The following is a 13,410-nucleotide window of genomic DNA, read 5'->3' on the forward strand; positions in this document are numbered from 1 at the left end:
CCCAAATCCGTCCCATTTCCAGTACATTGCGGGACCGAATCGGAGGCGCCAACACGCCTCCGACCAGAAGGCCCGACCAGAAGGATTGCCGTTTCATGAGAATTAAGCGCCTCGTCATGGCCGGCCTTGCCACACTGCTTGCGCCGACCCTGGCCTTCTCCCACCCGCACATCTTCGCCGAGGCGCGGCTCGAAGTGGCCTCCGACGACAAGGGTGAAGTGAGCGAGCTCAGGAACGTCTGGCGTTTCGACGAGCTGTTTTCCGCCAGTGTCGTGCTGGATTTCGACAAGAACTCGAACGCGACGCTCGACCCGGACGAGCTGGCGGAAGTCGGCCAGACAGTGCTGGAATCGCTGGCAGAGTACAACTATTACACGACAGCGCTCGAAAACGGCAAATCCATCAAGGTCAGCAAGCCCGAGCATATCACCGTCGACTACAAGGACGGCCAGTTGCTGATGATCTTCGCGGTCAAGCCGGCCGAGCCGATGCCGCTCAAGGGCAAGCTCTCCTTCGGCGTCTACGACCCGACCATGTATACGGCCATGGACTTCCCGACCGACGACGACCTGACCGTGGTCGGCCACAAGATCTCAGCCTGCGAGCACAAGGTCGTGCGCCCTGATCCTGACGAAGTCCTTGCCGAAAACAAGGACACGCTGACCGACGCCTTCTGGAGCGACCCGACCGGCACCGACATGTCGAAGCTCTTTGCAACCAGGATAGAGATCACATGCTGAACACCCGGCTGAACACCCGCAAGGTCGGCGGCCTGATTGCCGCAACGCTTGTGTTGACCGCGCTTAGCGCCGGCCTTGCCTCGGCACAATCGCCGCTTGGCATCGGCACGGCAGAACCATCCTTTCAGACCACCGGCTTCCTCGGCGGCTTCTTTGCCTGGGTGAACGCCGAGCAGCAGGGCTTCTATCGCACACTGACCGGCGCGCTGAAGGGCATGCGCGAAAACCCCTGGCAGCTCTGGTCGCTGATCGGCCTCTCCTTCGCCTATGGGGTCTTCCACGCCGCCGGTCCCGGCCACGGCAAGGCGGTCATCTCGTCCTACATGATCGCCAACGAAACCGAGCTGAAGCGCGGCGTGCTGCTCTCCTTCATGTCGTCGATCCTGCAGGGCGTCGTCGCCATCCTGCTCGTCGGCGCCGTCTATCTGGTTCTGCGCGGATCCTCGATCAGCATGACCGACGCGACGCGCTCCCTGGAGATTGCGAGCTACGCACTGATCGCCACCTTCGGTGGCTGGCTCCTGTTTCGCAAGCTGCGCTCGATGATGCGCCCGTCGGCCCTGATGGCAACGGCCGGCGGCGGACATGTCCAAATCGAGCATGACCATGATCTTCACGATCATACCCATCATCGCCACGGCCATCATCATCACGACCACAGCCATGGCGCCGGCGAGGTCTGCTCGACCTGTGGCCATGCGCATGCGCCGGATCCCTCGATGCTGAAGGGCGATCGCTTCGCCGTCAGCGAGGCCTGGTCGGCGATCGTCGCCGTTGGCCTGCGGCCATGCTCGGGCGCACTGATCGTCCTGTCCTTCGCCCTGCTCAACGGCCTTTATCTCGGCGGCATCCTCTCGGTCTTTGCCATGTCGATCGGCACGGCCATCACGGTTTCGATCCTGGCGACGCTCGCCGTCACGGCAAAGGGTTTTGCGGTGCGCTATGCGTCAAGCGCCCAATCGGCCGCCCGCATCTCGAACGGCATCGAGATATCAGGCGCCCTGCTCGTGATTATCTTGGGATTGGTCCTGCTCGGCGCCGCGCTGCAGAGCTGACGCTCTTACGGCATCCTCAGCGGATCAAAGGCCGCGCTTGCGCTGATGGCGCGCGCGCAGCCAGAAGATCAGGAAGAATCCGAGAACGAAGACGACGCCGAAGGCACCCGCGAGCCAGACCGATATATCGCCGAGCCGCAGCATGATCGATGGCAGCACGAAGAAGCCGACGCCGACGACGGCCAGAATGACGGCCGCGGCAATCGCCGGCGACTTTTCCTTGGGGGCCTGGTTTTCTCTGGTCTTCTCGGGCGCGTTCACGCTCACTCCTTTGGCGCGAGGTCCGCGCGAATATCTTCCAGCCGCCGCTTCTGGCGACCATCGGCATCGAAATTATCAGGCGACAGCCAGTTTTCGAATGCGGCATTGAGCAGCGGCCATTCGCTGTCGATCATCGAGAACCAGGCCGTGTCGCGGTTGCCGCCCTTGGATATCATATGCTGGCGGAAAATGCCCTCGAAACTGAAGCCGAGGCGCAGTGCCGTCGTCCGGCTCGGCTCATTCTCGCTGTTGCATTTCCACTCGTAGCGGCGATAACCGAGATCCTCGAAGACGTGCTTGGCCATGAGGTAATGCACCTCGGTCGACAGCGGCGAACGGGCCATCGCCGCGCCATGCGCAACGGACCCGACTTCGACAACGCCGTTGGCAGGATCGGCGCGCATATAGTTCGCCATGCCGACGACCTTGCCGCTCGCCTTGTCGCGAAACACTTCCGTGACCCAGCCGCCCTTTTCCTGGGCTGTGGTCAGCCAGGCGTCGAAATCGTCGATGCCGCCGAAATCGGCCTGCGCGAAATATTTGAGCAGCGGATTGATGCCCATACCGCCGAGCCCATCCCACAGGTCCTGCCTGTGCGTCGCACGGTCATAGGGCTCAAGCCTGACGTATCGACCTTCGATCGCCACCGGCTTTGGCGCCGGACATCCCTTCCAGTTGCTCAGATCACGCATCGGCCACCTCTTCCGCTACTCCTGTGCCCGGCATAGGACAGAGAAGCGGCCGACACAAATTCAAACTCGTGATCAATCCATGAGCGATTTGATCAGGCCGGAACCTTGGCCGACGACACGGTTGCCTCGATATGATCGACGAGCGCATCGGGAAGGCCGAGGCGACCGGCGAGAAGATCGAGATAGCCCCGCTCGGCGCGGCTTTCAGGTTCGATCGTCAGGCGCGACGCGGTATAGACCTCGACGCGCTCTTCCTCGGTCTTCGCGGCGTTGACGATGGCGTCGATATCGACCGGATTGGCCAGCTCGACCTCGAGGAACGCCGACGCATCAGCCGACAGGCCGGACACCGAAAGCTTGTCGATGATGTGCCGACGCTCGGCCTCGTCGATATGGCCGTCGGCGCGCGAGGCGGCGATCATGGCGCGCACGAGAACGAGCGCGAAATCGTGGCTGATCTTCTCCGGCTCGGCGGCAAATCCGGAATCGGTCGGCGGCGGCAAGAGTTCAGGCTGCCTCTGGGCGGCAGGATCGGTAACCGGGGCATTGCCGGACTGGTAGTTCTTGTAGGCCTGGTAGCCGAGGCCGGCGATGGCGGCGAGCCCACCGAGCACGGCCGCATTGCCGGTCAGCTGCCGGCCCGACTTGGTTCCGAGCAGGACCGCGGCGATGGCGCCGGTTGCCAGCGGATTGTCCTTGGCGAGCTGCGTCACCTGGCCGGCGCGGTCACGCACCGATCCACCGGCTCCCGGCACCTGCGATCCCAGAAACTGGTCCAGCAATTTCTTCGCGTCGAACATGGGGTCTCGCTCCTTGTCGGTTCCAGGCGGTTGAAACAACATACGGAACAGGGCGCCGCCTGCACCCGTTCCATCAAACGGATTGAGACATAGGAACGTTGCAGTGAAAATACAAATTCGCGTTGCACACGAAAAGGGCCGAGCACTTGGCCCGGCCTTAAAATTCTTCAGGCGATAGAACGGGTCTCAGCCCTTGAGCGCAAAGGCTTCCGCCGCAAGCTTGGTGATGCCGGCCCAGTCGCCCTTGGCCACCAGATCCTTCGGCGCCACCCACGAACCGCCGACGCAGATGACATTCGGCAGCGACAGGTAGTCGCGCGCGTTTGCAAGCGAAATGCCGCCGGTCGGGCAGAAGAAGGTGCCGGCAAGCGGCGACGACAGCGACTTGAGATAGGCGGCACCGCCGGCCTGTTCGGCCGGGAAGAACTTCATGACCTCGTAGCCCTCTTCGCGCAGGCCCATGACTTCGCTCGCGGTCGCAGCGCCGGGCAGAAGCGGGGCGTCGTGGTCCTTGGCAACGTCGATCAGCTCCTGTGTCGTGCCGGGGCTGACGATGAACTGCGAACCCGCTTCGATCGCTGCCTCGAATTGGGCAGCATTGAGGATGGTGCCGGCGCCGGCCACCGCACCCTCGACCTCGTTGGCAACGGCGCTGATCGCTTCAAGGGCTGCTGGTGTGCGCAAGGTAATCTCGATCGCTCTCAGCCCACCTGCGACAAGTGCGCGCGCCAGCGGCACGGCGGTCGCCACGTCGTCGATCACCAGCACCGGAACGACCGGCTGAAGTTTGAGGATGGAAAGAAGCTTGTCGGTTTTCACGCTCATGCAGATCGTCCTTTTAAAACGATTGAATATGCGTCCCCGCATACTCCGCCCGCCGCCGCTTGTCGAGGCCGAAGGAAGATCAAGGTCATCGATCGTATATGAGAAAATAAGAAAATAATTTCGACAACAAAGAGATACTTGAGCCCTTCCCGTAAAACGATAGTTTGATGACAATCAACCCTCTCGAAATGCGGGATACCCATGGCGAAGGAGATAGAGCGCAAGTTCCTGGTGGCCTCCGACGGATGGCGGGAGCATGCCGACAAGGGCACTGAGCTCCGGCAAGCCTATGTCGTCACCATGGACAACCGTTCCGTGCGCATTCGAATCCACGGCAACAAATGGGCGCGGCTGACGATCAAGATCGGCAAGTCGGCGCTGGTGCGCAACGAGTACGAGTATGACGTGTCGATGGACGACGCGAAGGAGATGCTGACACAGGCGGTCGGCGTCGTCATCGAGAAGCGGCGCTTCCGCGTGCCGCACAAAGGCTTCACCTGGGAGGTCGACGTCTACGAGGGCGCGCTCAAAGGGCTCGTTGTCGCCGAGGTCGAGATGAAGCGGGAAACGGATCTGCCGGCACTTCCCGAATGGCTCGGCCGTGAGATCACCGGTGACCGCCGCTACTCCAACCAGTCGCTTGCCATCAACGGACGTGTGGAAGAACAGGAATGAGTTACGCCTTCCGACCGAGCCGCAGCTTCACCGACGACTTCAGCAGAGTGGGCGCGGAACAATTCGAGCAGGCGATCGAGCTTCTTCGGCTTTGCCCCGATGGGGTGCACGAGGCGATCCACGGCGCCCGCAAGTGCTTCAAGCGCGTACGCGCGCTCTACCGGCTCGTTGCCGCCGACGCGCCGCTGTTTCAAAGACAGGAGAATGCCCGCATCCGCGACATGGCGCGCAATCTCTCCACCGTCCGGGACGCGGCCGCGCTCGTCGAGAATGCCCGCTATCTGCATGAAGGCGCCCGCAGCGACGACGAGGAGAAGGCTCTCGACCACGTCTGTTCGCGATTGCTGGAGCGGCGCGACCGGATTGCGGCCAGCGAAACCGATCTCGACGACAGGATCGCGGCTACCATCGTCAATTGCGAGCAGGCGATGGCAGCACTCGCCCATGTCTCCTTCGACGACCGTCGCCGCAGGACGGCGGACCGGCTGGCGAAAGGCTGGCGCCGCACGCTGAAGCGCGCAGCCCGCGCCCGCGACGCGTGCGAGGCCAGCACCGAGGCGGCCGCTTTCCACGAGTTGCGCAAGCGGGCGCAGGATTATCGCATGCACCTGGCCCTGATGCATGAGGCATGGCCCTCGGCGATGGAAGCAAAACGCCTGGATGCAAAGGCGCTGGTCGATGTCCTTGGCCACCTCAACGACCTCGACGTCATGACCTCGGTCGTCAACGAGAATCCGGGTCTCGCCGGTAACAGCCAGGATCAGGCCTATCTGATCTCCGCCGTCATCGCGCGACAGGAGACCCTGCGCTTGGCTGCGCGGGACCGTGCGAGGAACGTCTTCCTCGACGCGCCGGATGACGAGAGCCGGACCGTCCGGCTGCTCTGGCTTGAGGCCAGCCGCTAGCTCCGAACCGCGACAGATGGCCCTGCGCGGGAGGTCCGGATTGCACTTATCGCACGAAAGCTGTATTTGCACGGCCCATGACCGACATTTCCACGACCCCGCGCCCGGAGACGCATGGCCAGTTCATGGTCGCAGCGCTCTATCATTTCGTCGCCTTCCCGCAGTTCGCCGAATTCCGTGAGCCGCTGCAAGCCGTCTGCGACGAGAACGGCGTGAAGGGAACCCTGCTTCTCGCCCATGAAGGCATCAACGGCACGATCGCCGGCACCGACGCCGGCATCACGACAGTCCTTGCCTATCTGCGTTCTCAGCCGGAATTCGCCGGCCTGGAGCACAAGGAAAGCCGTGCCTCCTCGATGCCGTTCCTGCGCATGAAGGTGCGGCTGAAGAAGGAAATCGTCACCATGGGCGTCGACAACATCGACCCCAACAAGATCGTCGGCACCTATGTCGACGCCAAGGACTGGAACGCCCTGATCTCCGATCCCGAGACGATCGTGATCGACACGCGCAACGACTACGAGACGGCAATCGGCATCTTCAAGGGTGCGGTCGATCCGCAAACCAAGACCTTCCGCGAGTTTCCCGACTGGGTGCGCAACAATACCGGCCTGCACAACAAGCCGAAGATCGCAATGTACTGCACCGGCGGCATCCGCTGCGAGAAGGCTACCGCCTTCATGAAGGAACAGGGCTTCGACGAGGTCTTCCATCTCAAGGGTGGCATCCTGAAATATCTCGAAGAAGTGCCGCAGGAAGAAAGCCTCTGGGAAGGCGCCTGCTTCGTCTTCGACGATCGCGTGTCGGTCACGCACGGACTTGAAGAGGGCGAGCACACGCTCTGCCACGCCTGCCGCCAGCCCTTGACCGTGGCCGACCTTGCCTCTCCGCATCACGAGGACGGCGTGTCCTGCATCCATTGCCATGAAGTGCGCACCGACGAGGACCGCGAGCGCTATCGCCAGCGCCAGCGCCAGATCACGCTGGCCAAGAAGCGCGGCGAAAAACACCTCGGAAGCTGAAGCGAGAAGGCGAGTTGGCCCCTCATCCGCCTGCCGGCACCTTCTCCCCCGCAAGCGGGCCGAAGGCAGTTGCCGCACCGCCCGAACGCCGAAGAGCCACCCGTCCACATCCAACTTGCCACATCCGGTAAGTCCGCGTCCCCTCGCCCCGCCTGCGGGGAGAGGGTGAGGGTGAGGGGCAAACCTCGATGCCCGCCTGACGTGATGTCCGAGCAGAATACGACGCGATTGCAGAACAGAAAAACCGCACGCCGGAGTGCGGCGCGCGGTCCAGATTTCCGGTCGAACAGAGAGCTTACCAGCTCGGGATCAGCGCACCCTTGAAGGTCTCGTTGATGAAGGTACGGACCTTCTCATCGTGGTAGGCCTCGACCAGCGTCTTCACCCAGGGAGCATCCTTGTCGGCGGTGCGCACGGCAATGACGTTGGCGTAGGGCGACTTTTCGCCTTCGATGGCGATCGCGTCTTCCTTCGGGTGAAGGTCGGCCTCGAGCGCGTAGTTGGTGTTGATCACGGCCGCATCGACGTCAGCCAGCGAACGCGGCAGCTGGGCTGCGTCCAGTTCGGCAAATGTGATGTTCTTCGGGTTTTCGGTGATGTCGGACGGAGTGACCTTCAGGCCGACTTCCGGCTTGACCTTGATCAGGCCCTTGGAAGCGAGCACGAGCAGCGCGCGGCCGCCGTTGGTCGGGTCGTTCGGGATGCCGATCGTCGCGCCGTCCTTCAGCTCGTCAAGGCTCTTCACCTTGCTCGAATAGACGCCCATCGGCGTTGTGATAGTGGTGCCGACGCTGACGATATCGAAACCGCGATCGGCGATCTGGTTGTCGAGGTAGGGCTGGTGCTGGAACGAGTTGGCATTGAGGTCGCCGTCGGCAAGCGCCTGGTTCGGAACGACGTAGTCGGAGAATTCGAGGATCTCGATGTCGAGGCCCTTGGGTGCTGCGACTTCCTTCACCTTCTCCATGATCTGGGCATGTTCGCCCGGCGTGACGCCGACCTTGATGGTTTCGGCGAACGCCGCACCGGCGGAAAGTGCTGCGATTGCCGCAGCAATGATGAGCTTCTTCATGGGTATCTCCTTGTTGGTGACATAGGTGTCTTGGGAAATCAGTTCTTGCGGCTGCGCCTGTCGAAGCGACGCGCCAGCCCGTCGCCGGCGCTCTGCACCAGTTGCACGAGCACGATCAGCACGATGACGACGACCAGCATCACGTCGGGCATGAAGCGCTGGTAACCGTAGCGGATGCCGAGATCGCCGAGCCCGCCGCCACCGACGGCACCGACCATGGCGGAGTAACCGATGAGACTGACCGCGGTCATGGTCAGCGCCATAGTCAGCGCAGGGCGTGCCTCCGCCAACAGCACCTTGAAGACGATCTGCATCGGCGTCGCGCCCATGGCGCGGGCCGCCTCGATCAACCCCTTGTCGATCTCGCGGATCGCCGCCTCGACGAGGCGCGCGACGAAGGGAATGGTGGCGATCGTCAGCGGCACGATCGCCGCCTTGGTGCCGATCGACGTCCCGGTGAGAAGCCGGGTAAAGGGAATAATGGCAACGACGAGAATGATGAACGGCGTCGAGCGCGCCGCATTGACGATCAGCCCGACGATGCGGTTGGTCATCGGCGCCGGGAAGAGTTCGCCCTTGCCACTGGTGGCCAGGAATACGCCGATCGGCAGGCCGATCAGCGAGCCGATCAGGCCGGCGGCGGCCACCATGTAGAGCGTGTCGAGCGTGGCGCCCCAGATCTTCAGCAGGATATCAGGCGACATAACCGAGCACCTCCGTGACCAGACCGTTTTCGGTGAAGAAGCGTTCGGCGCGGCCTGCGGTTTCCGCGTCTGCGCCATAGGCGACGACCAGCGAACCGTAGGGCCGGCCACCGATCTCGTCGATCGTACCGGCAATGATGTTGACCTCGGCACCGACAGACTTGATCAGCTGCGAAATCAGCGGTCGTTCCGCCGCCGCACCGAAGAAGGTCAGACGCACGACGGCGCGGTCACCTGTAGTCGCCTGCGGCTTCAGCGCCCGCGATACGGCATCAGGCAGTTTCGAGCCCGGCAACCCGGAAAGCATCGCCCGCGTCGTCTCGTGTTTCGGATGCGTGAAGACGTCGAAGGTGTGGCCGCGTTCGACGATGCGGCCGTGATCGATGACGGCAACGTCCGAGGTGACCGCCTTCACCACTTCCATCTCGTGGGTGATGAGCAGCACCGTCAGGCCGAGGTCGGCATTGATGCGCTTCAGGAGTTCGAGAATCGACTGCGTCGTCTCGGGATCGAGCGCCGACGTCGCTTCGTCCGAAAGCAGCAGCTTCGGCTCGGTCGCCAGCGCCCGGGCGATGCCGATTCGCTGCTTCTGGCCGCCGGAAAGCTCCGAAGGATAACGGCCATGCTTGTCGGCAAGCCCGACGAGATCGAGCAGCGGGCGGACGCGCTTTTCGATCGCATGTTTGTCCATGCCGGCGATTTCGAGCGGCAGTGCCACATTGCCGAACACGGTGCGCGACGAGAGCAGATTGAAATGCTGGAAGATCATGCCGACCGAGCGCCGGAGATCGCGAAGGCCTGCCGCGTCGAGCGCGCCGACATCGACGCCATCGACGAGAACCTTGCCGCCGGTCGGCTTTTCCAAGCCGTTGACGAGGCGGATCAGCGTCGACTTGCCGGCGCCGGAACGGCCGATGATGCCGGTGATCGAGCCGCGGCCGACCGAAAGCGAGACGTTGTCAAGCGCGGTAAAACCGCCACTCTTGCCGGACGCAGCGAAGTGCTTCGAGACGCCGTCGAAGATGACGGCGGCATCGCCAGGCGCCGGGGCTTTGTAGGCGGAAACGCTCATCGCTCGGATACCCCCGAAAGAGGCGTTATCGTTATGGACGGGTACATAGGTGCTCTCGGATGCTCGAAACTCGAAATCCCGGGCTCAGTGCGCGGGATGGAAGGCGCGTCTTGTCAGGCCGACATTCGACAACGCATTCGGAACAGGGAGCACTTCTCTAGCATTAGCCAACCGGTGAGTTCAACGCCGTTGCCGCAGGAAGAACATGCGACATAATCCACGGTGCTTATGGACAATGGAGCCCCGCGTTTACAGGTATGTTTTTTCGGCTTGCGAGGCGTTTGCGGAAAAAACCGCTCTTTCCCAGATAGCTCTCGCAGTGGAGAGCCGTGCACCGGCCCGGCAAGGGGGCCGATGCAAAGGGCCTGTCCGTGACGGTCAGACCCCGATGGCGTGAGCCACCGGCGCCAGATGCGGCCAGACTTCGAGCGAGCCGCGATAGATCATGTTGAGCGCCACATAAAGGATGATGGCGAGACCGACATAGGCGATCCAGTGATAGCGGTTGAGCAGCCGAGCGATGAAGCTGGCCGCGATGCCCATCAGCGCGATCGAAAGGATGAGACCGAAGACGAGGATCGTCGGATGCTCGCGCGCAGCACCGGCAACGGCCAGCACGTTGTCGAGCGACATCGACACGTCGGCAATGACGATCTGGATAGCGGCCTGCAGAAAGGTCTTGCGCGGCGCCGAATTGACGCCCTCGCCTTCAAAATCCTCCGCTCCGCCGGCGCGGATCTCACGCCACATCTTCCAGCAAACCCAGAGCAGCAGGAGCCCGCCGGCCAAGAGCAGTCCGATGATGTCGAGAAGCTGCACGGTAACGCTGGCAAGCGCGATGCGAAGCACCGTGGCGGCGAGAATGCCGACCAGGATCGCCTTGCGGCGCTGCTCGCTCGGCAGGCCGGCGGCGGCAAGGCCGATGACGACGGCGTTGTCGCCGGCCAGAACCAGGTCGATAACGATGACCTGCAGAAGTGCCAGCAGCCCGGCGGAGGTGAAGATTTCCATGAACGATGGTCCCCCAGGCGTGCCCCGCACGCCTATTCGCTATCGCTAACGCTTAGAACAACGGCAGTTGGCGGATCAAGGGGCTGAGGTGGATAGCTTCGGACTACGCACCGGAATGATGTCCGCCGCCGGTCGATTGGCCCTCTGCTCGCGGAGGCGGGACTGTGGCAGGGTTCACGGTTTACTGACCACAGTTCTCTGATAGGAAACAAGCAAAGCTGAGTCGAAGGACAGGAAATCTGATGCGCATCGTATTGACCGGAAGTTCGGGACGCGTCGGCAGGGCGATCTACAATGCGCTGGCGCCTCGCCATGACGTGGTCGGCATCGATCGTGCGGCCTTCGCTACGACTGAGATCACCGGCGATTTTGTCGATGGTATCCTGCTCGAGCGCGCCATGCAGGGGGCTGATGCCGTCATCCATACTGCAGCGCTGCATGCGCCGCATGTCGATGCGGTCGCCGATGTGGAGTTCGAGCGCGTCAATGTGATGGGCACCCACCTGATCATAGCCGCCGCTCAGGCCGCAGGCGTCAGCCGGATCGTCTTCACCAGCACGACGGCGCTCTACGGCCATGCGGTAAAAGCGGGTGCCTGCGCCTGGATCACCGAGGAGACGGCGCCGCAACCTCATACGATCTACCACCACACCAAGCTTGCCGCCGAGGCGCTTCTGGAAAACGTCGCCGACCGGTCGCTGCACGTACGCGTCCTGCGCATGTCCAGGTGTTTCCCCGAGCAGGCCGATCGCATGGCCGCCTATCGGCTGCACCGCGGCATCGATGTGCGCGATGTTGCCGACGCGCATGTCGCCGCACTCGACAATGACGGACCCGCCTTCCAGCGCTTCATCGTTTCGGGCGAACCGGCCTTCCTGCCGACGGATTGCCGGCACCTGGCAAGTGACGCCGCCGCGGTCCTGCGCGAGCGGGCAAGCAAATTTTCCCAGGCCTTCGCCGAACGCGGCTGGTCGCTGCCCACCGCGATCGATCGCATCTACGACCCCAGCGCCGCCATCGGCGCGCTCGAATGGAAGCCGCGTTTCGGCTTCAAGGAAGTGCTCGCCCAGCTCGATCGCGGTAGCCTCGAAGTGCTGCCGGTGCGCAAGGTTGCCGCGGGACGCTTCGACTGAAGGCAAGCAGCCTTGCGCGCCTGAGTGACGCGCAAGGCGTTAGCCGTCAGATGTGGTTGCCGCCAGGAAATTCCTCTGCCAGCGCCTTGTACCAGTGGCCGCTCTTCTTGATCGTGCGCACTTGCGTTTCGTAATCCACATGCACGATGCCGAACCGCATCCTGTAGCCTTCGGCCCACTCGAAATTGTCCATCAGGCTCCAGGCGAAATAGCCACGCATAGGGTAACCCTTGGCAATCAGGTCCGCCGTCACCGACAGGTGTTCGGCGATGTAGTCAAGCCGCGGCTGGTCGTCGACCGCACCGTTCTCGACGCCCATGTTGTAGCAGGCACCGTTCTCGGTGATGTAGCAATCGGGCAGCTCGTAGCGGGCATTGAGCGTCTCGACGAGCTGGCCGAGCGCCGGTGCATAGACCTCCCAGCCGATATCGGTCTTCACGTCGCTGACCGGCTTGGCATTGACCGTCGCCGGGTATTCGGTGCCCGGTGTTGCGTCGTCGCTGACCCGCATCGGCGTGTAATAGTTGAGGCCCCACCAGTCGAGCGGGCGCGAGATCGTGGCCATGTCGCCGTCTTCGATCTCGGGCATACGATGGCCGAGCGCGCTCATGAAGCTTTCGGGATACGCGCCCTTGAAGATCGGCCCGAAGAACACGCCGTTGTGGAAATCGAAGGCGCGCTCGGCGGCCGCCTTGTCGGCATCGCTGTCGCTGCCGGGATAGACCGAATGGGCATTGATGACGATGCCGGCGGGCAGGTTCGGCCGCTCCGAGCGGATAGCGTCTACACCCAGGCCATGGGCGAGGTTGGTGAAATGCAGCGCGTGCAGGGCGGCATCCATGTTGCGCTCGCCCGGCGCGTGAATGCCGTAGAGGTGGCTGAGCCAGACCGAGCACCAGGGTTCGTTGAAGGTCGCAACTGCGTCGAGCCGGTCGCCGAGGCGGGCGATGACGGTCTTGGCATAACGCTGGAAAGCGTAGGCCGTGGTGCGGGACGTCCAGCCACCGTCGCCCATCAGCGCCAGCGGCAGGTCCCAGTGATAGAGCGTAGCGAAGGCCTTGATATCGCGCGCCTTCAGGCCATCGACGAGCCGGTCGTAGAAATCGAGGCCCTTCTCGTTGATCGGACCGACGCCCTCGGGAATGATGCGCGGCCAGGCGATCGAAAACCGATAGGCCTCGACCCCGAGGCTCTTGATCAGATCGAGATCCTCATCGAGCCTGTTGTAGTGGTCGCAGGCGATGTCGCCATTGTGCCGGCCGAAGACCCGGCCCGGCATGTTGGAGAAGGCGTCCCAGATCGATGGCTTGCGCCCGTCCATCTTGGTGGCGCCTTCGATCTGGAAGGAGGCCGTCGCCACCCCGAACACGAAATCGCCCGGGAAACGCCGGGCAAGGGTTTTTGCTTCGATCATCAGCCTGTCTCGTCCTTCGCAGCGGCCCG

At 62.9% G+C, this 13,410-nt stretch carries 15 protein-coding genes; 6 read left to right on the plus strand and 9 right to left on the minus strand.

Going from position 1 to position 13,410, the window contains the following annotated elements:
* Positions 1–95: 95 nt before the first annotated feature.
* Positions 96–740, plus strand: a complete 645-nt coding sequence (locus HT585_RS22575) for a DUF1007 family protein (protein ID WP_176355033.1) — start codon at positions 96–98, stop codon at positions 738–740.
* Entirely contained in the window at positions 734–1,795 is a 1,062-nt protein-coding gene (locus HT585_RS22580; RefSeq protein ID WP_176355034.1) for a nickel/cobalt transporter, read from the plus strand. Before HT585_RS22575 ends, HT585_RS22580 begins: the two co-directional genes overlap by 7 nt.
* A gap of 24 nt (positions 1,796–1,819) precedes the next feature.
* Here HT585_RS22580 and HT585_RS22585 read toward each other — a convergent pair whose 3' ends face one another.
* The 4 genes from HT585_RS22585 to HT585_RS22600 form a co-directional block, all read right to left on the minus strand.
* Positions 1,820–2,056, minus strand: coding sequence for a hypothetical protein (locus HT585_RS22585; RefSeq protein WP_057207582.1), 237 nt, complete (start codon positions 2,054–2,056; stop codon positions 1,820–1,822).
* Between the two features lie 2 nt (positions 2,057–2,058).
* On the minus strand, positions 2,059–2,748 hold the full coding sequence (locus HT585_RS22590) for a GNAT family N-acetyltransferase (RefSeq protein ID WP_176355035.1): 690 nt from the start codon (positions 2,746–2,748) through the stop codon (positions 2,059–2,061).
* Between the two features lie 92 nt (positions 2,749–2,840).
* A complete protein-coding gene (locus HT585_RS22595; RefSeq protein ID WP_176355036.1) occupies positions 2,841–3,548 on the minus strand; it encodes a tellurite resistance TerB family protein in 708 nt (235 codons plus the stop codon).
* A gap of 186 nt (positions 3,549–3,734) precedes the next feature.
* Positions 3,735–4,373: a 2-dehydro-3-deoxy-phosphogluconate aldolase gene (locus tag HT585_RS22600; protein WP_176355037.1), complete on the minus strand. Its 639-nt coding sequence runs from the start codon at positions 4,371–4,373 to the stop codon at positions 3,735–3,737.
* Between the two features lie 201 nt (positions 4,374–4,574).
* On the opposite strand from HT585_RS22600, the gene HT585_RS22605 reads away from it, so the two are divergent.
* The 3 genes from HT585_RS22605 to trhO all read left to right on the plus strand — a co-directional run bounded on the left by HT585_RS22605 (position 4,575) and on the right by trhO (position 6,975).
* Positions 4,575–5,048, plus strand: a complete 474-nt coding sequence (locus tag HT585_RS22605; RefSeq protein ID WP_176355038.1) for a CYTH domain-containing protein — start codon at positions 4,575–4,577, stop codon at positions 5,046–5,048.
* Positions 5,045–5,953 carry a CHAD domain-containing protein gene (locus tag HT585_RS22610; RefSeq protein ID WP_176355039.1) on the plus strand — a complete coding sequence of 303 codons (909 nt, stop codon included), beginning with the start codon at positions 5,045–5,047 and terminating at the stop codon, positions 5,951–5,953. The genes HT585_RS22605 and HT585_RS22610 overlap by 4 nt, the downstream gene beginning before the upstream one ends.
* Before the next feature lie 77 nt (positions 5,954–6,030).
* Positions 6,031–6,975: an oxygen-dependent tRNA uridine(34) hydroxylase TrhO gene (gene trhO / locus HT585_RS22615; protein WP_176355040.1), complete on the plus strand. Its 945-nt coding sequence runs from the start codon at positions 6,031–6,033 to the stop codon at positions 6,973–6,975.
* 295 nt (positions 6,976–7,270) lie between these two features.
* Here the strand turns inward: trhO and HT585_RS22620 are convergent, their stop codons facing one another.
* The 4 genes from HT585_RS22620 to HT585_RS22635 all read right to left on the minus strand — a co-directional run bounded on the left by HT585_RS22620 (position 7,271) and on the right by HT585_RS22635 (position 10,834).
* Positions 7,271–8,047 (minus strand): MetQ/NlpA family ABC transporter substrate-binding protein, encoded by a 777-nt coding sequence (locus HT585_RS22620; RefSeq protein ID WP_077500452.1) that lies wholly within the window; start codon positions 8,045–8,047, stop codon positions 7,271–7,273.
* A gap of 38 nt (positions 8,048–8,085) precedes the next feature.
* Positions 8,086–8,751, minus strand: a complete 666-nt coding sequence (locus HT585_RS22625; RefSeq protein WP_176355041.1) for a methionine ABC transporter permease — start codon at positions 8,749–8,751, stop codon at positions 8,086–8,088.
* The gene (locus HT585_RS22630; RefSeq protein ID WP_176355042.1) at positions 8,741–9,823 is read right to left on the minus strand and encodes a methionine ABC transporter ATP-binding protein; all 1,083 of its coding nucleotides are present in this window, start codon (positions 9,821–9,823) and stop codon (positions 8,741–8,743) included. The genes HT585_RS22625 and HT585_RS22630 overlap by 11 nt, the downstream gene beginning before the upstream one ends.
* 378 nt (positions 9,824–10,201) lie before the next feature.
* Positions 10,202–10,834, minus strand: a complete 633-nt coding sequence (locus tag HT585_RS22635; RefSeq protein WP_176355043.1) for a TerC family protein — start codon at positions 10,832–10,834, stop codon at positions 10,202–10,204.
* A 242-nt stretch (positions 10,835–11,076) separates the two neighbouring features.
* On the opposite strand from HT585_RS22635, the gene HT585_RS22640 reads away from it, so the two are divergent.
* Positions 11,077–11,967 carry an NAD-dependent epimerase/dehydratase family protein gene (locus HT585_RS22640; protein ID WP_176355044.1) on the plus strand — a complete coding sequence of 297 codons (891 nt, stop codon included), beginning with the start codon at positions 11,077–11,079 and terminating at the stop codon, positions 11,965–11,967.
* A gap of 46 nt (positions 11,968–12,013) precedes the next feature.
* Here the strand turns inward: HT585_RS22640 and HT585_RS22645 are convergent, their stop codons facing one another.
* Positions 12,014–13,381: a GH1 family beta-glucosidase gene (locus HT585_RS22645; protein WP_176355045.1), complete on the minus strand. Its 1,368-nt coding sequence runs from the start codon at positions 13,379–13,381 to the stop codon at positions 12,014–12,016.
* Positions 13,382–13,410 lie beyond the last annotated feature (29 nt).

This window comes from Ensifer oleiphilus (assembly GCF_013371465.1).
Lineage (GTDB): Bacteria > Pseudomonadota > Alphaproteobacteria > Rhizobiales > Rhizobiaceae > Ensifer > Ensifer oleiphilus.

Coding starts and splice junctions, on each gene's coding strand:
- HT585_RS22595 (WP_176355036.1), bottom strand. CDS start 3,548: ATGTTCGACGCGAAGAAATTGCTGGACCAGTTTCTGGGATCGCAGGTG.
- HT585_RS22580 (WP_176355034.1), top strand. CDS start 734: ATGCTGAACACCCGGCTGAACACCCGCAAGGTCGGCGGCCTGATTGCC.
- HT585_RS22620 (WP_077500452.1), bottom strand. CDS start 8,047: ATGAAGAAGCTCATCATTGCTGCGGCAATCGCAGCACTTTCCGCCGGT.
- trhO (WP_176355040.1), top strand. CDS start 6,031: ATGACCGACATTTCCACGACCCCGCGCCCGGAGACGCATGGCCAGTTC.
- HT585_RS22610 (WP_176355039.1), top strand. CDS start 5,045: ATGAGTTACGCCTTCCGACCGAGCCGCAGCTTCACCGACGACTTCAGC.
- HT585_RS22600 (WP_176355037.1), bottom strand. CDS start 4,373: ATGAGCGTGAAAACCGACAAGCTTCTTTCCATCCTCAAACTTCAGCCG.
- HT585_RS22635 (WP_176355043.1), bottom strand. CDS start 10,834: ATGGAAATCTTCACCTCCGCCGGGCTGCTGGCACTTCTGCAGGTCATC.
- HT585_RS22640 (WP_176355044.1), top strand. CDS start 11,077: ATGCGCATCGTATTGACCGGAAGTTCGGGACGCGTCGGCAGGGCGATC.
- HT585_RS22590 (WP_176355035.1), bottom strand. CDS start 2,748: ATGCGTGATCTGAGCAACTGGAAGGGATGTCCGGCGCCAAAGCCGGTG.
- HT585_RS22630 (WP_176355042.1), bottom strand. CDS start 9,823: ATGAGCGTTTCCGCCTACAAAGCCCCGGCGCCTGGCGATGCCGCCGTC.
- HT585_RS22605 (WP_176355038.1), top strand. CDS start 4,575: ATGGCGAAGGAGATAGAGCGCAAGTTCCTGGTGGCCTCCGACGGATGG.
- HT585_RS22575 (WP_176355033.1), top strand. CDS start 96: ATGAGAATTAAGCGCCTCGTCATGGCCGGCCTTGCCACACTGCTTGCG.
- HT585_RS22625 (WP_176355041.1), bottom strand. CDS start 8,751: ATGTCGCCTGATATCCTGCTGAAGATCTGGGGCGCCACGCTCGACACG.
- HT585_RS22645 (WP_176355045.1), bottom strand. CDS start 13,381: ATGATCGAAGCAAAAACCCTTGCCCGGCGTTTCCCGGGCGATTTCGTG.